This window comes from Burkholderia diffusa (assembly GCF_902499115.1).
GTDB classification, from domain to species: Bacteria; Pseudomonadota; Gammaproteobacteria; order Burkholderiales; family Burkholderiaceae; genus Burkholderia; species Burkholderia diffusa.
Map to the genome: position 1 here is coordinate 121,292 of NZ_CABVPN010000010.1, position 17,674 is coordinate 138,965.

Consider the following 17,674-nt stretch of genomic DNA (forward strand, 5'->3'; position numbering starts at 1 on the left):
CGCCACACGTTCCCCGCTTCCACGCCATTGCCCCCTCGCCGCGCGGCGCAATCCCGCAGCACATTCCCGCCGCAGCTGCCGCACGCCCGTCCGCGCACACCTTTCCTCCGATCAATTCCGTCCGTCCGGTTCGGGTTTCTCTCAACGCATTTTTCTGTTGAGTATTTTTTTGTTGTCGTAGTATCCGTGTTGACAACACTTGTTGCACTACGGTTTAATTCAACATCGCATGTTGCGGTGCGGCTTGATGTCGTCGTTCCCCGGCCAGCCGGCCGGTCACATCGCTCAACCATGCGGAGAAAAGTCATGAGTCGCCGTTCCTTCCTGAAAGCCGTCGCGGTGGTTGCCGCGCTCGGCGCCAGCATCGCGCACGCGGATACCAAGACGCTCGTCGTCGGGACCGATACGTCGTTCATGCCGTTCGAGTTCAAGCAGGGCGACAAGTACGTCGGCTTCGATCTCGACTTGTGGGCGGAGATCGCAAAGGACCAAGGCTGGAAATACACGATCCAGCCGATGGATTTCGCCGGCCTGATCCCGGCGCTGCAGACCCAGAACATCGACGTCGCGCTGTCGGGGATGACCATCAAGGAAGAGCGGAAGAAGGCGATCGACTTCTCCGCGCCGTACTACGACAGCGGCCTGGCAGCGATGGTGCAGACGGACAACACGACGATCAAGTCGATCGACGACCTGAACGGCAAGGTGATCGCCGCGAAGACGGGCACCGCGACGATCGACTGGATCAAGGCGCACCTGAAGCCGAAGGAGATCCGCCAGTTCCCGAACATCGACCAGGCGTACCTCGCGCTCGAGGCCGGCCGCGTCGACGCGGCGATGCACGACACGCCGAACGTGCTGTTCTTCGTGAACAACGAGGGCAAGGGCAAGGTGAAGGTCGCGGGCCAGCCGGTCAGCGGCGACAAGTACGGGATCGGTTTCCCGAAGGGCAGCGCGCTCGTGCCGAAGGTCAACGCGTCGCTCGTGAAGATCCGGGCCGACGGCCGCTACGCGCAGATCTACAAGAAGTGGTTCGGCGCCGAGCCGCCGAAGATGTGAGCGTGACGGCACAGCATGGCGCGGCCGGGTGGCCGCGCCGGTCTTGAATCGGACGGGGAGCGACACGTGAATTTCGATTGGTCTGCGATCTGGGCGGCGTTGCCGGACCTGATGGACGGGGTCCGGTTGACGGTGTTCATCGCATTTTTCGGGCTGGTGGGCGGATTCGTCGTCGGGATGATCGCGGGCATGTTCCGCGCATACGGACCGAAGGCGATGAACGTGCTCGCACAGGTTTATATTGAACTGATCCGCGGCACGCCGATCGTCGTGCAGGTGATGTTCCTGTACTTCGCGTTGCCGCTGCTCGCGCATATCCGGATCGACGGCCTGACGGCCGCGATCATCGCGATCACGGTGAATTCGGGCGCGTATCTCGCGGAAGTGGTGCGCGGCGCGCTGCTGTCGATCCCGAAGGGGCTGACGGAAGCGGGGCTCGCGATGGGCCTGTCGATGCCGCGCGTGCTGCTGAAGGTGGTCGGGCCGCTCGCGTTCCGGCGCCTGATTCCGCCGCTCGGCAACCAGTGCATCGTGAGCCTCAAGGACACGTCGCTGTTCATCGTCATCGGCGTCGGCGAATTGACGCGCAAGGGGCAGGAAATCATTGCCGGCAATTTCCAGGCGGTCGAGATCTGGACCGCAGTGGCTGTCATCTACCTGCTGCTGACCGGCGCGATGACGCTGACGCTTCGGCTCGTCGAAAAGAGGATGCGGATCTTATGAGCATGATCGAATTCCAGAACGTGTCGAAGAGCTTCGGCCATGTGCCGGTGCTGAAGCATATCGACCTGAAGATCGATGCGGGCGAGGTGGTCGTCGTGATCGGTCCGTCGGGCTCGGGCAAGTCGACGATGCTGCGCTGTATCAACGCGCTCGAGAAAATCACCGGCGGCGAGCTGCTGGTCGACGGCCAGAGCGTGCGCGGCAACGCGACGACGATCCGCAACATCCGGCTCGAAGCGGGCATGGTGTTTCAGCAGTTCAACCTGTTTCCGCAGATGACCGCGCTCGAGAACGTGATGTTCGGGCCGATCCAGGTGCGCGGTGCGTCGCGTGCCGATGCGCGCGACCAGGCGATGGCGCTGCTCGACAAGGTCGGCCTCGAATCGCGCGCGAATCATTACCCGTCGGAGCTGTCGGGCGGCCAGCAGCAGCGCGTCGCGATCGCGCGCGCGCTCGCGATCCGGCCGCGGCTGATGCTGTTCGACGAGCCGACGTCGGCGCTCGATCCGGAATTGCGCCACGAAGTGCTGAAAGTGATGCAGGATCTCGCGACCGAAGGGATGACGATGATCGTCGTCACGCACGAGATCGGCTTCGCGAAGCGGGTCGGCACGCGGTTGCTGTTCATGGATCAGGGCGGCATCGCCGAGGACGGCCATCCGGTCGACCTGATCGACCGGCCGCCGACCCCGCGCCTGAAGGAATTCCTGAAACACGTGTCCTGAACGAAACCGAACCATCCGACATGCCGCTTTCCCTGTCTCCCGTCATCGCCGGCGCGCCGTTCGACATCGGCGTGCGCCTCGGCGAGCTTGCCCGCCCCGTGTTCGATGCGTACATGCAGCAGAGCAGCGCATGGCAGGCCGTTCGCCGCTGGCGCGGCCATCCGTTCGTGGCCGCGCTGCGGCAGGCCGCGCTGGCCGCGTACCCGGAACTCGTCGCGGAGCTGGACGGGATCGCGGCAGGCGTCGGCTGGCCGGCCGAGGACATCTTTCTGTGGAACTGCCGCGGCGAACTGATCCATCACGCGCCGGACGGCTGCACGACGCTCGCCGGACGCGACGCGCACGGCACGCGCTGGATCGCGCACAACGAGGACGGCGATCCGTACCTGCGCGAGCGCTGTCTGCTGGTCGACGTGCAGCCGCAGGGCAAGCCGGGCTTCATCAGTTTCTATTACCCAGGCTCGCTGCCCGGGCATACGTTCGCCGCGAACCGCGCCGGCATCGCGCAGGCGATCAACAACTTGCGGATCCGCACGCCGGCGGCAGGCGTGCCGCGGATGATCCTCGCGCGCGCCGTGCTCGACGCGACGTCGCTCGATGCGGCCGCCGACGTGCTGCGCACGCATGCGCGCGCAAGCGGCTTTCACCACACGCTCGGCGCAACCGGCGATACGCGGCTCCTGAGCATCGAGGTGAGCGTCGCGCGCTGTTCGGTCGTCGACGTTGCGCGTCTTGCCGGTCACGCGAATCATCTCGTGCATCCGGGGTGCGAGGACGAAGCGCAGATCGTCACGCAATCGTCCGGTGATCGTCAGCGGCGTGTCGATGCGCTGACGCCGGGCATCGACGCGATCGACGAAGCCGCGCTGCTGCGCGTGCTCGGCGACCGCGCACCGCAAGGGCTGCCGATCTATCGCGACGATCCGGCCGACCCCGACGATGAAAACACGCTGGCGACCGCCGTGTTCGCGATTCGCGACACCGCGATCGACTTCGCCATTCACCAGCACGGCACGCAGCGCTTCGCGACGCGCATCGTGCCGCCCGCGCTCGCGCGCAGCGCGTCCTGATTCATGAGGCAACGCATGACGACCGTTTTTCATCGCGCTCCACGCGCCACCTTGCCCGTCGCCGTCGCAGGCGACGGCATCGAGATCATCGATTCGACCGGCAAACGCTACATCGACGCGTGCGGCGGCGCGGCCGTATCGTGTCTCGGCCACAGCAACCAGCGCGTGATCGATGCGATCAAGCGGCAGGTGCAGCAACTGCCGTACGCGCATACGTCGTTCTTCACGACCGACGTGGCGGAAGAGTTGGCCGACCGGCTCGTCGAGGCCGCGCCGGCCGGTCTCGAACACGTGTATTTCGTGTCGGGCGGATCCGAGGCGATCGAAGCCGCACTGAAGCTCGCGCGCCAGTATTTCGTCGAGAAGGGCGAGCCGCAGCGTCGCCATTTCATCGCACGTCGCCAGAGCTATCACGGCAACACGCTCGGCGCGCTCGCGATCGGTGGCAACGCATGGCGGCGCGAGCCGTTCCTGCCGCTGCTGATCGAAGCCCATCACGTGAGCCCGTGCTACGCGTATCGCGACCAGCAGGCGGGCGAAACCGACGAAGCCTATGCGCAGCGCCTGGCTGACGAGCTGGAGCAGAAGATCGTCGAACTCGGTGCGGAAAACGTCGCGGCATTCGTCGCGGAAACGGTGGTCGGCGCGACGGCCGGCGCGGTGCCGCCGGTGCGTACCTACCTGAAGAAGATTCGCGCGGTGTGCGACAAGTACGGCGTGCTGTTGATCCTCGACGAAATCATGTCGGGGATGGGGCGCACCGGGTACCTGTTCGCGTGCGACGAAGATGGCGTCGCGCCCGACCTGCTGACGATCGCGAAAGGCCTCGGCGCAGGGTACCAGCCGATCGGCGCGACGCTGGTGAGCGATCGTATCTACCGGACGATCGTCGACGGATCGGGTTTCTTCCAGCACGGCCACACGTATCTCGGTCATGCAACGGCCTGCGCGGCCGCGCTCGAGGTGCAGCGCGTGATCGCCGAAGAAAAGCTGCTCGACAACGTGAAGGTGCGCGGCGAGCAACTGCGTGCGTCGCTGCGCGAGCATTACGGTGCGCATCCGCATGTCGGCGACGTGCGCGGCCGCGGGCTGTTCGTCGGCGTCGAGCTCGTGCGCGATCGCGACAGCAAGGTGACGTTCGATCCCGCGCTGAAGCTGCATGCGGCGGTCAAGCGCGAGGCGATGCAGCGCGGCCTGATGGTGTATCCGATGGGCGGTACGATCGACGGCGTGCACGGCGATCACATCCTGATCGCACCGCCGTTCGTCTGCACCGCGCAGCAGATCGACACGATCGTCGAACGGCTGTCCGGCGCGATCGATGCCGCGCTCGCATCGGCCGGCGCGTGAACCACGACCTCACCCAATCCGCACCATGACCGACAGACTGCCTCCTTTCGATCCCGCATCGGCCACCGACGAGCAGAAGGCCGTGCTCGCCGACATTCTCAGCGGCCCGCGCGGCAACCTGAACGGGCCGTTCCTCGGCTGGATCGCGAGTCCCGAACTCGCGCAGCACGCGCAGCGGCTCGGTGCGTTCTGCCGCTATCGCACGGGTTTGCCGTTGCGCCTGTCGGAGCTCGCGATTCTCGTGACGGCCGCGCGCTGGCGCTCGCAGGCCGAGTGGCACATCCACCATCCGATCGCGCTCGATGCCGGTGTGCCGGCCGCCACGGCCGACGCGATCCGCCGTGGCGTCGAGCCGGCGTTCGAATCGGACGACGATGCGCTGATCCATGCGTTCGCAACCGAGCTGTATGACACGCGGCGCGTGAGCGACGCGACGTTCGCGCGCGCGCAGGCGCGTTTCGGCCACGAGACCGTCGTGAACCTCGTCGCGCTGCTCGGCTATTACGCGCTCGTGGCGATGACGCTCAACACGTTCGGCATGCGCGCGGATGGCCAAACTGATCTACCGTTTCCGGAATAATCGCCGCTTGCGCGTGCGTCGGCGGCCTGCCGCGCGCGCGTTCCGATTGCGTCGAAAGGCCGGTCTGTACGGGATTTTTGGCGTGTTGGCACAGGCTGAGCGGCATCCTCGCGACGTCTTGCCGACGCACGTCGCACCGCCTGCACTTCAGCGCAGGAAGTTTCCCCCACGCCGTCCGATGAAATATCGCGAGGCGCTACGCATCAACGACGCGGGCGACCGCACGGGCGGGCTCAATCGTGCATTCAAGTGCCCGTGTGTGCGATTCGCGATGTCGAACCGTCTGACGATAGGGCAGCGCGGTGTTGCGAGGCCTCACCGCTCTGGGGTCGACATCAATGAAACCAATTGTATTCGTGCGGGATCAGCCGCGATCGCACGCGTATGATGGCTTGTTCACGTCGATAAGATCGGTGAGCAAGCATGACTAGTACCCGTAAGACATTGATGATCGCCGGCGGCCTGCTGGTTGCCGCGGCTGGCACAGGCTACGTGATGCTCCTGCGTGCGGACCACCGCGCGATCGCGGAGGCCGGCATCGGTGACTCCGCGACCCCTGCCGCCGCCGTGACGGCGGCGAACGACGGCCACACCGCGCAAGGCGCGATCGCGCCGCCTGCGGCGGTCGCCGTCCCTGCCGCGCATATGGACGAGGCCGTCCCGCAACCAGCGGCCGTACGGCCGCCATCCGCGGCCTCTGCGCGCACGAGCGCGGCGCCGGCATCCGCTGCCGTCGCGCCGGTCGTCGCCGCGCCGGCGCCACCGGCGAAGACGAGTGCGCCGCCGCCGACCGTCCACGTCGTGACCGTCGAGCCGGAGGATGCGACCCCGCCGAAAGCCCAGCCCGCTCAGCCGGCGAAGGCGCCGGTACAAGCCGCGCAACCCGTGCAATCGACACCGCCGGTCCAGGCGACGCAGGCGGCTCGGCCGAGTCAGCCGGCGGAGCAGCCGACCCAGCGCGCGGCGCGCAAGCGCGACGGGCTCGAGCGGCACGCGGCCGCGACACCCGCGATGAAATCCGAAACGCCTGAAACCGCCGCACTCGTGCGGGAATCGGCAAAGCTCGATCCGTCGTTGCCGCCGCCGCAATACGTGGCGACGCCGAGCGCCGATCGACAGCACGCGTCGACGGGCGCGAATCCGGTTGCCGCCGCGATGACCGATCAACTGGTCAGGCAGTCGAGCAGCTTGAAGTCGGCTACACCGGCGAGTGCCGGGCCCGGCGGGGCTCAGTGAGAACGGAGCGGCCGCGCTCGCGCAGCGCCGCTCGACGCCGGATGAAAAAGGGCCCCGCACGCCGACCAGGGCATGCGGGGCCAAGAGAGACGAACCTGTGCGGTGCGTCGCGCGTTACGCGGCGATCGCCTCTTCGGCCTGCGGCGCGTCGGCGGTAGCCGGCGTCGCGTCTTGCCGGATCAGGTGATCGAACGCGCCGAGCGATGCCTTCGCGCCTTCGCCCACCGCGATCACGATCTGCTTGAACGGCACCGTCGTCACGTCGCCGGCGGCAAACACGCCCGGCACCGACGTCGCACCGCGCGCATCGACGACGATCTCGCCATGCTTCGACAGTTCGATCGTGCCTTTCAGCCATTCGGTGTTGGGCACGAGGCCGATCTGCACGAACACGCCTTCGAGATCGACGCGCTTCGTTTCGCCCGAACGCAGGTCCTTGTAGACGAGCCCGTTCAGCTTGCTGCCGTCACCGGTCAGCTCGGTCGTCTGTGCCTGTGTGACGATCGTCACGTTCGGCAGGCTGCGGAGCTTGCGCTGCAGCACTTCGTCCGCGCGCAGTTGCGCGCCGTATTCGATCAGCGTGACTTCCTTCACGATGCCGGCCAGATCGATCGCGGCCTCGACGCCCGAGTTGCCGCCGCCGACCACCGCGACGCGCTTGCCCTTGAACAACGGGCCGTCGCAGTGGGGGCAGTATGCGACGCCACGGTTGCGGTATTCGCGCTCGCCCGGCACGTTGATTTCGCGCCAGCGCGCGCCGGTCGCGAGAATGACCGTCTTCGCCTTCAGCACCGCGCCGTTCGCGAGGCGGATCTGGTGCACGTCGCCCGGGATCAGCGCGTCGGCGCGTTGCACGTCCATGATGTCGACGTCGTACTGCTTTACGTGCTGTTCGAGCGCCGTGGCGAACTTCGGCCCCTCCGTTTCCTGCACCGACACGAAGTTCTCGATCGCCATCGTGTCGAGCACCTGGCCGCCGAAGCGCTCGGCGACGACGCCCGTCGCGATGCCCTTGCGCGCCGAGTAGATCGCGGCGGCCGCACCGGCCGGGCCGCCACCGACGATCAGCGTGTCGAACACCGGCTTGTTCTCGAGCGACTTCGCGGCGCGGGCACTCGCGCCCGTGTCGAGCTTCGCGAGGATTTCCTTCACGCTGCTGCGGCCCTGGCCGAACGATTCGCCATTCAGGAACATCGTCGGCACGGCCATGATCTGGCGCGCTTCGACCTCGTTCTGGAACAATGCGCCGTCGATCGCGACGTGGCGAATGCGCGGGTTGATCAGCGACATCACGTTCAGCGCCTGCACGACTTCCGGGCAGTTCTGGCACGACAGCGAGAAATACGTCTCGAACGCGTAGTCGCCGTCGAGCGCGCGGATCTGTTCGATCACGTCGTCGTCGAGCTTGAGCGGATGGCCGCCCGTCTGCAGCAGCGCGAGCACGAGCGACGTGAATTCATGGCCCATCGGGATGCCGGCGAAGCGGATGCCGGCCGGCTTGCCGGGTTCGCCGATCGAGAACGACGGCTTGCGCTCGGCATCGTCGCGGCGTTCGGTTACGGTCACGCGCGACGTCAGCGACCCAATCTCGTTCAGCAGCGCAAGCAGTTCCTGCGATTTCGCACTGTCATCGAGCGACGCGACGAGTTCGATCGGGCGCGTGATCTTTTCGAGGTACGCCTTCAGTTGGTTCTTGAGACTGGCGTCGAGCATGGCGTTTCGGATTCCGTATTGATGATTCTGTTCGGGCACGTCGTGCCGGAGGAGGGTGCGGGCCGCGCGAAACGGCCCGCATTCGCGTGACGCGCGCGCCTCGTGCGAGGCGCGCGGCGCGATCGTCAGATCTTGCCGATCAGGTCGAGCGACGGGGTCAGCGTCTCCGCACCCGGCGTCCACTTGGCCGGGCACACTTCACCCGGGTGCGCCGCGATGTATTGCGCGGCCTGCACCTTGCGCAGCAGTTCGCCTGCGTCGCGGCCGATGCCGTTGTCGTGGATTTCGCACAGCTTGATCTCGCCTTCCGGGTTGATCACGAACGTGCCGCGCAGCGCCATCCCTTCTTCCTCGATCAGCACGTCGAAGTTGCGCGACAGCGTGAGCGTCGGGTCGCCGATCATCGGGTACTTGATCTTGCCGATCGTCTCCGACGTGTCATGCCATGCCTTGTGCGTGAAGTGCGTATCGGTCGACACGCCGTAGATTTCGACACCCAGCTTCTGGAATTCCGCGTAGCGGTCGGCGAGGTCGCCCAGCTCGGTCGGGCAGACGAACGTGAAGTCGGCCGGGTAGAACACGACGACGGACCACTTGCCCTTGAAGTTCTCTTCGGACACGGGCACGAAATCGCCGTTGTGGTATGCGGTTGCCTTGAACGGTTTGATTTGGGTGTTGATGATCGGCATCTTGCGAGTTCCTTTGCTTGGGTGTTGATGAAGTGTTGCCAGTATCCGGGTTCACCCCTGGCTTGTGAAATTGCTTGTGTTAATCCGCGGCATCGGGAATTTCTATCTGCTTCCGGCCCCGTCGCGGCGGCCCGTCCGGTCGGCCCGTGCCATCCGGGCCGGGCCTTCCGGCGGATTTCGGCCAGCCGGCGCTTCTGACACATTGGGCGTGCGGGAGGGCGCGGCGCCGGGCGACGGCGACGCGCCCCGCGCAAGGGCCCGGCGCCCGTTCGGCACGAACGGTTGCGCGGTCGTCAGACACTCTCCGTCCCACTGCCGCCATGAATCTCTATTCCGGACGCGCGATGCGTGCACTGCCTGCATGGTTCCGCGAGATCGTTCCCGAGGGGCGATGCCTGCATCGGCTCTTGCGCGGTGTGGCCTGCGTACTCGTGACCGTGTCGTGCGCCGCGCCGGCGCTCGCCCTCGATGCCTCCGCGCCGGCCGCGACGGCGACGCCGGCCACCACGTCGACCGGGCTCGTGCAGATGCCCGACGGCCGGCTGCTCGCGCCCGAGTTCGCCCGCATCGTCACGCGCGGCACGCTCGTCGTCGCGGTGCTCGGCGTCGATCAGCCGCCGTTCTTCATGTCGCGCAACGGCGCATTGGCGGGCGTCGACATCGATCTCGCCGACGAACTCGCGAAAAAGCTCGGCGTGTCCGTGCAGTTCGACCGCGCTGCGCGCACCTTCGACGACGTCGTTCAGCTGATCGCGACCGGGCAGGCCGACGTCGCGATCAGCAAGCTGTCGCGCACGTTGCCGCGTGCGCAGGCGGTCCGCTTCAGCACGCCGTACATCAACCTGCGGCGCGCGCTGCTGATCAACCGCGTCAGCTTCGCGGAACTCGCGAAAGGGCGCCCGCTGCCGGAAGTCGTGCGCGATTACCGCGGCACGATCGGCGTCGTCGCCGGGTCGGCCTACGCGGAATACGTGCGCACCGACTTCCCGGCTGCGCGGGTGCGTACCTACCCGAGCTGGCCGGCGACGCTCGACGCACTGAACGCCGGCGCGGTCACGGCCGTGTATCGCGACGAACTCGCGATCAAGCTCGTGATGCAGGACGACCCGACCGCGCCGATCCGCTTGCGCGTCGCGACCTTCGATGACCTCACCGACGCGCTTGCCGTCGGCGTGCCGGTGTCCACGCCGACGCTGCTCGCGTTCGTCAATCAGTTCCTGGCCGAGCGCAGCAGGCGGCTCGACGTGAAATCCTTGCTCGACGCGATGGGCCGCTGACATGAACATGGACGAGAACATCAGGATCATGCCCCGCATCGCGCGGCTGCATGCGCTCGCGATCCATCCGTTGACGGTGTTCGGCAGCCTCGCGCTCGGGATCATGGCGGGCGTGCTGTGGCCGGCCGCCGCGCCGAAGTTCGACTACGTCGGCCAGGTGTACGTCGGCCTGCTGAAGATGACGGCGCTGCCATTCATGACGGCCGCCGTGATCTTCAGCCTGCAGCGACTGCTGCGCGATGGCAGCGCGTCGGATCTCGTGATGCGCGTGATCGCGATCTTCGGCTGCGCGTCGGTGTTCGTCGTGGCGGTCGGCGCGGTCGTTCTGGTCGCGATGCGGCCGGGCGAGCATCTGTCGAACGCGACGCTGAAGGCGTTCGGCGCGCTGGTCGGCAGCGACGGTGCGGCGAGCGACACCGTGATGACGCTGTACGGCACCGATCCCGCCGAGAAGTCGTCGGGCCTTGCCGACATGCTGATCGCGCTGGTGCCCGGCAACTTCTTCGCGGCGCTCGCGAGCGGCGACACACTGAAGGCGCTGGTGTTCTCGCTATTCTTCGGCTTCGCATCGGGACGCGTGCCGGCGAGCATCTCGGCGGCGCTAAGCCAGACGCTGGAGACCGTCTATTTCACGTGCCAGAAGATCATGCACTGGCTCGCGTATCCGACGCCGATCGTGCTGTTCTGCGGCGGCGCCGCACAGATCGGCACGTCGGGATTCGGGCCGCTCGAGGCGATGGTCCGCTTCGTCGCCGCGTTCGCCGTCGTCGCGCTCGTGCTGATCGCGGCCTCGATCGTCGTGATCTGGAAGCGCTCGGGCGCGACGCTGGCCGAGACACTCGCCGGGTTGCGCACGCCGTTCGCGATGGCGCTCGCCACGCGCAGCAGCGTGGCGTGCATGCCGAGCATGATCGAATGCCTGGCCGACGGCTTCGGCTTTGCCCGCGCGCGCGTCGAGTTGGTCGTTCCACTTGCCGTGTCGCTGCTGCGCGTCGGGCCGATGGTTTATTACGCGAGCGCGACGCTGTTCGTCGCACAACTCTACGAACGGTCGCTCGGCCCCGGCGAACTTTGCGTCGTGCTGGTCGCGTCGGTGCTCGCCGGATTCGCGTCGACGGGCACGTCGGGCGTCGTGACGGTGTCGCTCGCCGGCATGGTGTGCGCGGCGCTGCACCTGCCGTTCGAGGCCGCGTTGGTGTTGTTCGCGGCGATCGATCCGTTTTGCGAAATATTTCGGACGCTGTTGCTGGTGATCGGCAACTCGGCCGTCGTATCCGCGATCTGCGCGCGGCCGCCGCGCGCGTGAAGGAGGCGTCATGGCACTCGTCGGCGTACTGGGCGGAATGGGGCCGCTGGCCACGGTCGACTTCATGCATCGCGTGATTTGCCTGACACGCGCGCGCTGCGACCAGGAGCACCTGCCGATGATCGTCGCGAACCTGACGCGAACGCCCGATCGCTCGCGCGCGATCATCGACGGCGGGACCGATCCGCTGCCGGCGCTGCTCGACGGCATCGCGCTGCTGAACCGCTGCGGCGTCGACGTGATCGCGATTCCGTGCAATTCGGCGCATCACTGGTATGCACCGCTGCGCGAACACAGCGCGGCGCCGATTCTGCATATCGTCGATGCGTCGGTGGCCGCGTTGCCGGCAGGCGTGCGGCGCGTCGCGGTGCTCGCCACGGGCGGCACGCTGGTGTCGGGCTTCTACCAGACGGCGCTGCGTGCACGCGGGTTCGAGCCGGTGATGCCGGGCGTGGCCGCGCAGCGCGATATTGCCGCGTGCATCGCGGCGGTCAAGGCGGGGAAGATCGCTGCGTCCGTGCGGTGCCTGTCGCGCGCGCTCGATGCACTGGCAAGACGGGACGTGGGCGTGGCGGTGATGGGCTGCACGGAAATTCCGATCGCGGCGCGCGCGTTGCCCGATGCACCGTTCGCGCTGGTCGACAGCACGCAGGAGCTGGCGCGCGCGACGGTCGCCCATGCGGTCGAGCGCGGATGGGGGCGGGCGGTGTGACGCAAGGGCGGGCGGTGGTACGCGCGACGCACCGCGCCTGCCAGACCCGACAGGGTGCGCGCACGTCGGGTTCGATGACGGGGATGGCCCACATGTCGCGCGCTACGAGCAGCAGGCGGTTCACTTGCCTGGATGCCCGGACGATCGCATCGGACAAGCGGATGCGGCGCGCCTTGTGAATCGTGCGAAGGCCCGCCTGCGAGCGGCCCGCGCGCTTATGCAGCCATCCGCCTGAGCCATTCCGCCAGCCGTCTCGCGCCGTCCGGCATGTCCGCATCCTCGCGCGTGCACAGGTAGTAGTCGCGCCCGTCGTCGAGCGCGTGGTCGAACAGCTTCACGAGTTCGCCGTTCGCCAGTTCGCGCTGGACCAGCGGCGCGCGCAGCAGCGCCGCGCCGAGATCCGCGCGTGCCGCGCTCAGCGTCAGTTGGCCATCCTCGAACATCGGCCCCACCGCGTGCGACACGTGCCGCACGCCGGCGCCCTGCAGCCAGTTGACCCAGGCGCTGCGATCCTCGTCGTGCACGAGCGGCGCCCGCGCGAGATCGGCCGGTGTGCGGAACGGCCCGTGGCGCTTCAGGAACGACGGGCTGCACATGGGCACCATCGCGCCCGGCAGCAGCCGCTCGCAGCGGTAGCCGGGCCAGTCGCCGGTGCCGAAGCGGATCGACAGGTCGGACGCGTCGCTTCGATAGTTACGGTGATGCGCATACAGCACGGTCACGTCGACATCGGTGTTGTCGGCGAGGAACGCGTGCAGCCGCGGAATGAACCAGCCGATACCGAGCAGCGGAATCAGGCTGATCGTGATCTGCCGCAGCGACGACCGGTCGCGCACGAAGCGCGTCGCGCTGCGCAGCACCGAGAACGCGGCGCTGATCGAGCGGTAGTAGTCGCGCCCCTCATCGGTGAGCGCGAGCAGCCTGCCTTCGCGCACGGTCAGCGGCGTCTGGATGAACGCTTCGAGCAGCTGCAGCTGGTGGCTCACCGCGGACGGCGTGATGTCGAGCTCGTGCGCCGCCGCGGTGACCGAGCCGAGACGCGCGAATGCCTCGAACGCGCGGACGGCGCGTAGCGGTGGATCGTGAGGCAATTGTTCTATATTTTTCATGTATCGAATTTTATCGAAAAATCAGGGTAAGCGACAACATGAAAATATCCTGTATTTACATGGTATTACGTTATTGTTTCGGGAATGGCATAAGCATCCAACAATTGAGTATTTGGGGTGCTGATGATGAATATTTAATATTTTTCATGTTTTGAGCCACATCACCGATCCCCACACATGAAAATCGCTTTTCTCCCCGCCGGCCTCGCATTCTCCGCGGCCGCGCTGATCGCCGCCGCTCCCGCCTACGCGCAGTCCGCGCCGCAGACGATCCTGATCGGTCTCGCCGCGCCGCTCACCGGCCCGTCCGCCCGGATCGGCAAGGACTTGCAGAACGGCGCGCAGCTTGCGATCGACGACGCGAACGCGAAGCATCCGAGCATCGGCGGCAAGCCGGTCGTCTACAAGCTCGTCGCGGCGGACGATCAATCCGATCCGCGCACGGCCGTCGCGGTCGCGCAGCAGCTCGTCGACCAGCACGTGATCGGCGTCGTCGGTCACTGGAACACGGGCTGCAGCGTGCCGGCGTCGCGCATCTACCGCGATGCGGGCATTCCGCAGATCGCGCCGGCGTCCACCGGCCACCCGTACACGCAGCAGGGCTACGCGACGGCCTTCCGGATCATGGGTCACGACGATGCGGGCGGCAACTTCACCGGCGCCTATGCGGTGAAGACGCTGAAGGCGAAGCGCATCGCGGTGATCGACGATCGCACGTCGTTCGGCGCGGGGCTCGCCGACCAGTTCATCAAGGGCGTGCAGGCGAACGGCGGCACGATCGTCGATCGCCAGTACGTGAACGACAAGACGACCGACTTCAGCGGCGTGCTGACCGCGATCAAGGGCAAGCGCGCGGATCTCGTGTTCTTCGGCGGGCTCGACGCGCAGGCCGCGCCGATCGCGCGCCGGATGCGCCAGCTCGGCGTGAACGCGCCGCTGCTCGGCGCGGGCGGCTTCGTGAGCCAGACCTTCCTGTCGCTCGCGGGCAAGGACGGCGACGGCGTGACGGCACTCGAACCGGGCTTGCCGCTCGACCGGATGCCGGGCGGCAAGGCGTTCGACGCGCAGTACCGCGCACGCTTTCACGCGCCGATCGAGCTGCACGCCCCGTTCGCGTACGACGCGGCTGCCACGCTGATCGCGGCCGCGCAGAAGGCCGGCACGACGCAGCCGGCGAAGCTGGTCGCGGCCGTGCACGCGATCGACCGGCCCGGCGTGACCGGCCGGGTCGCGTTCGACGCCGAAGGCAATCTGAAGGACCCGGCATTCACGATCTACCAGGTGCGCGGCGGCAAGTGGACCGTCGTCGACGTGCTCGGCGGCGCGCACCCCGCAACGAAATGACGACGGAGACGAACCCCATGACCAACACGACACATGCATCCACGGCGGCACCCGAGGACACGCGGCTCGGCATCCTCGCGCGGCGCCGCATCGAAGCGGAAATCATCAAGCCGATCTACGAGATCATGAAGCGCGAATTCGGCACCGAGCGCGCGCAGGCCGTGATCGCGGAAGCCGTGCGCGGCGCGGCCGTCGACGCGGGCCGCACGTTCGCCGCGCAGGAGCCCGACGGCACGAGCGTGCGATCGTTCGTCGCGCTGCAGGTGCTGTGGGAGAAGGACGATGCGCTCGAGGTCGAGGTGCATCGCGCGGACGATGCGCACTACGACTACGACGTGCATCGCTGCAGCTATGCGGAGATGTATCACGCGATGGGGCTCGGCGAGATCGGTCACCTGCTGAGCTGCGCGCGCGACAGCTATTTCATCCAGGGCTATGCGCCGGACATCGCACTCACGCGCACGAGCACGATCATGCAGGGCGGCAAGCGCTGCGATTTCCGTTATGCGCTGCAGGCGGCGCCGCGCGACGATGCCCCGGAGGCCGGCAATGCGTGACGATCTCGCGGACGCGCCGCGCGTCGACGGCGCGCGGCTGTGGGCGTCGCTCGAACGGATGGCGCAGATCGGCGCGACGCCGAAGGGCGGCGTCTGCCGTCTCGCGCTGACCGACCTCGATCGCGAGTCGCGCGACCTGTTCGTGCAGTGGGCGCGCGATGCCGGCTGCACGGTGCGCGTGGACCGGATGGGCAACGTGTTCGCGCGCCGCGCGGGCCGCAATCCCGACGCCGCGCCGGTCATGACCGGATCGCACGCCGATTCGCAGCCGACCGGCGGCCGCTACGACGGCATCTACGGCGTGCTCGGCGGCCTCGAGGTCGTGCGCGCGCTGAACGATGCGGGCATCGAGACCGAGCGCCCGATCGACGTCGTGATCTGGACCAACGAGGAAGGTTCGCGTTTTGCGCCGGCGATGATATCGGCCGGCGTGTTCGCGGGCGTCTATCCGCTCGAATACGGGCTGTCGCGCACCGACGGCGCAGGCAGGACGATCGGCGAGGAACTCGCGCGAATCGGCTACGCGGGCGCCGAGCCCGTCGGCGGCTATCCGGTGCATGCGGCGTACGAGCTGCATATCGAACAGGGCGCGATTCTCGAACGGGCCGGCAAGACGATCGGTGTCGTGACGGCCGGGCAGGGGCAGCGCTGGTACGAGGTGACGCTGACGGGCATCGACGCGCACGCGGGCACGACGCCGATGGAATTCCGGCGCGACACGCTGGTGGGTGCCGCGCGGATGATCGAATTCGTCGATGCGCTCGGCCGTCGCCATGCGCCGCACGCGCGCGCGACGGTCGGGATGATCGAGGCGCGGCCGAATTCGCGCAACACGGTGCCGGGCGGCTGCTTCTTCACGGTCGAGTTTCGTCATCCTGACGATAGGGTGCTCGACGAGCTCGATACGGCGCTGCGTGCGGAACTGGCGCGCGTCGCGGCCGACGCCGGCCTCGGTGCGCGGATCGAGCAGATCTTCACGTACCCGCCGGTGCCGTTCGCGCCGCGCTGCATCGACGCGGTGCGCGATGCAGCCCAGGCGCTCGGGCTGCCGCACATGGACATCGTGTCCGGCGCAGGTCACGACGCGTGCTACATCGCGCGCGTCGCGCCGACCGGCATGATCTTCGTGCCGTGCGTCGACGGCCTGAGCCATAACGAGGCCGAGGCGATCACGCCGGAATGGTCGGCGGCGGGCGCCGACGTGCTGCTGCGCGCGGTGTTGCGGAGCGCGCAGGAACCGGGCGCGTGATGCGCGCGTGACGGGCGCGGCTTACTTGCCCGCCTTGCGCCGCGCCATATACGCGAGATACGCGACGATCTGGTCGAGCTCCCGGTCGCTCAGCTGATCGGGCGGGAACGCCGGCATCACGCGGCCCGGCCAGTCGCGCACCGATGCCGGGTTGCGGATGTAGCGGCGCAGCGCGGCGGGCTGGAAGTAGTCGACCGGATTCATCGGCGCATTCAGGTCGGGGCCGGCATGGCTGCTGCCCGCGCCGTCGAGGCGATGGCACGCGAGGCATTGCGTGACGAACAGGCGCTGGCCCGCACGGGCCGGATCGTTCGCCGGCAGCGCCGGATCGACGGCGAGCGACGGCCAGCGCGCGAGCGGCGACGATTCGATCGTGATGCGCACGATCTGATACGGCCACTGCTCGCCGCGCACCGACGATGCGTCCGGCCCGAGCCACACGAGATAGAAGGGCCCGGCGCCGACCTGCTTGCCGGGCAGCTTCGGCCACGGGTGCGCGGGGTCCTCGATCGCGAGCCACGCGACGGCGCCGGCCGGCGCACGGCGGCGCGCGAGATCCAGCGGCAGCTGCGCGGCGAAACCGTCGGCCGCGCGCGTTTCGAGCACGCCGCTCGCGGGAAGTGGCGTGTCGCCGAGCAGGGCGGCGAACGGCACCGCGCGGAACGTCATCGGCCGGCCGTACGCAATGTCGTGCGGCACGTGGATGTCCGTTGCGTCGACGCGTGCGAGCAGCGCCTGGCGCGTCAACACTCGAGGCGTGCCGTCGGTCTCGAGTTCGAGCGCGTCCTGCGCGGACGCGCGCGTCGCGATCAGGCACACCGTCATCAGCAACAGCGAAAACCACCGGCGCTTCAGCATTCGTTCTCCGTGGGGGCGTACCGGCGGCGGCAGGGGGCGAGCACGCGGCCGATGGATGGAATCGGGCGATAGTCTATCCGGTACGCGCGGCGCTGGCGACTTCGACGCGGGATCGGC

The 17,674-nt window shown here is 67.6% G+C and carries 17 protein-coding genes; 13 read left to right on the forward strand and 4 right to left on the reverse strand.

What is annotated here, in order from left to right; all coding sequences use genetic code 11:
- The first annotated feature begins 306 nt into the window (after positions 1 to 306).
- From glnH to BTE28158_RS12130, 7 genes are all read left to right on the forward strand, one after another.
- Positions 307 to 1,059: a glutamine ABC transporter substrate-binding protein GlnH gene (glnH, locus tag BTE28158_RS12100; RefSeq protein WP_059507215.1), complete on the forward strand. Its 753-nt coding sequence runs from the start codon at positions 307 to 309 to the stop codon at positions 1,057 to 1,059.
- 15 nt (positions 1,060 to 1,074) lie between these two features.
- Positions 1,075 to 1,782 (forward strand): glutamine ABC transporter permease GlnP, encoded by a 708-nt coding sequence (gene glnP, locus BTE28158_RS12105; RefSeq protein ID WP_174919890.1) that lies wholly within the window; start codon positions 1,075 to 1,077, stop codon positions 1,780 to 1,782.
- Positions 1,779 to 2,507, forward strand: a complete 729-nt coding sequence (glnQ, locus tag BTE28158_RS12110; protein WP_059237091.1) for a glutamine ABC transporter ATP-binding protein GlnQ — start codon at positions 1,779 to 1,781, stop codon at positions 2,505 to 2,507. The genes glnP and glnQ overlap by 4 nt, the downstream gene beginning before the upstream one ends.
- Before the next feature lie 20 nt (positions 2,508 to 2,527).
- Positions 2,528 to 3,577 (forward strand): C45 family autoproteolytic acyltransferase/hydrolase, encoded by a 1,050-nt coding sequence (locus BTE28158_RS12115; protein WP_151051499.1) that lies wholly within the window; start codon positions 2,528 to 2,530, stop codon positions 3,575 to 3,577.
- Positions 3,578 to 3,592: 15 nt separating this feature from the next.
- A complete protein-coding gene (locus BTE28158_RS12120; RefSeq protein WP_151051501.1) occupies positions 3,593 to 4,927 on the forward strand; it encodes an aspartate aminotransferase family protein in 1,335 nt (444 codons plus the stop codon).
- A gap of 25 nt (positions 4,928 to 4,952) precedes the next feature.
- On the forward strand, positions 4,953 to 5,507 hold the full coding sequence (locus tag BTE28158_RS12125) for a carboxymuconolactone decarboxylase family protein (protein ID WP_059679148.1): 555 nt from the start codon (positions 4,953 to 4,955) through the stop codon (positions 5,505 to 5,507).
- Positions 5,508 to 5,930: 423 nt separating this feature from the next.
- Positions 5,931 to 6,743, forward strand: a complete 813-nt coding sequence (locus tag BTE28158_RS12130) for an extensin (protein WP_174919892.1) — start codon at positions 5,931 to 5,933, stop codon at positions 6,741 to 6,743.
- A 114-nt stretch (positions 6,744 to 6,857) separates the two neighbouring features.
- Here BTE28158_RS12130 and ahpF read toward each other — a convergent pair whose 3' ends face one another.
- The gene (gene ahpF, locus BTE28158_RS12135; RefSeq protein ID WP_151050347.1) at positions 6,858 to 8,456 is read right to left on the reverse strand and encodes an alkyl hydroperoxide reductase subunit F; all 1,599 of its coding nucleotides are present in this window, start codon (positions 8,454 to 8,456) and stop codon (positions 6,858 to 6,860) included.
- A 125-nt stretch (positions 8,457 to 8,581) separates the two neighbouring features.
- Positions 8,582 to 9,145: an alkyl hydroperoxide reductase subunit C gene (gene ahpC / locus BTE28158_RS12140; RefSeq protein WP_059607791.1), complete on the reverse strand. Its 564-nt coding sequence runs from the start codon at positions 9,143 to 9,145 to the stop codon at positions 8,582 to 8,584.
- Between the two features lie 320 nt (positions 9,146 to 9,465).
- On the opposite strand from ahpC, the gene BTE28158_RS12145 reads away from it, so the two are divergent.
- Genes BTE28158_RS12145 through cuyB form a run of 3 tightly spaced genes read left to right on the forward strand, consistent with a single transcriptional unit; the run spans position 9,466 to position 12,440 of the window.
- Positions 9,466 to 10,422, forward strand: coding sequence for an ABC transporter substrate-binding protein (locus tag BTE28158_RS12145; protein ID WP_151050345.1), 957 nt, complete (start codon positions 9,466 to 9,468; stop codon positions 10,420 to 10,422).
- Position 10,423: 1 nt separating this feature from the next.
- Complete coding sequence (locus BTE28158_RS12150; protein ID WP_151050343.1) at positions 10,424 to 11,728, forward strand: dicarboxylate/amino acid:cation symporter; 1,305 nt, start codon at positions 10,424 to 10,426, stop codon at positions 11,726 to 11,728.
- Between the two features lie 10 nt (positions 11,729 to 11,738).
- On the forward strand, positions 11,739 to 12,440 hold the full coding sequence (gene cuyB, locus BTE28158_RS12155; protein WP_124900558.1) for a cysteate racemase: 702 nt from the start codon (positions 11,739 to 11,741) through the stop codon (positions 12,438 to 12,440).
- 215 nt (positions 12,441 to 12,655) lie between these two features.
- Here the strand turns inward: cuyB and BTE28158_RS12160 are convergent, their stop codons facing one another.
- Positions 12,656 to 13,549 (reverse strand): LysR substrate-binding domain-containing protein, encoded by an 894-nt coding sequence (locus BTE28158_RS12160; protein WP_124628292.1) that lies wholly within the window; start codon positions 13,547 to 13,549, stop codon positions 12,656 to 12,658.
- A gap of 177 nt (positions 13,550 to 13,726) precedes the next feature.
- Between BTE28158_RS12160 and BTE28158_RS12165 the strand changes: the two genes are divergently transcribed.
- Genes BTE28158_RS12165 through BTE28158_RS12175 form a run of 3 tightly spaced genes read left to right on the forward strand, consistent with a single transcriptional unit; the run spans position 13,727 to position 16,699 of the window.
- Complete coding sequence (locus BTE28158_RS12165; RefSeq protein WP_151050341.1) at positions 13,727 to 14,893, forward strand: branched-chain amino acid ABC transporter substrate-binding protein; 1,167 nt, start codon at positions 13,727 to 13,729, stop codon at positions 14,891 to 14,893.
- Between the two features lie 17 nt (positions 14,894 to 14,910).
- Positions 14,911 to 15,450: an L-2-amino-thiazoline-4-carboxylic acid hydrolase gene (locus BTE28158_RS12170; RefSeq protein ID WP_124628288.1), complete on the forward strand. Its 540-nt coding sequence runs from the start codon at positions 14,911 to 14,913 to the stop codon at positions 15,448 to 15,450.
- Entirely contained in the window at positions 15,443 to 16,699 is a 1,257-nt protein-coding gene (locus tag BTE28158_RS12175) for a Zn-dependent hydrolase (RefSeq protein WP_151050339.1), read from the forward strand. Before BTE28158_RS12170 ends, BTE28158_RS12175 begins: the two co-directional genes overlap by 8 nt.
- A gap of 21 nt (positions 16,700 to 16,720) precedes the next feature.
- Here the strand turns inward: BTE28158_RS12175 and BTE28158_RS12180 are convergent, their stop codons facing one another.
- A complete protein-coding gene (locus tag BTE28158_RS12180; RefSeq protein ID WP_151050337.1) occupies positions 16,721 to 17,557 on the reverse strand; it encodes a c-type cytochrome in 837 nt (278 codons plus the stop codon).
- Positions 17,558 to 17,674: the final 117 nt, after the last annotated feature.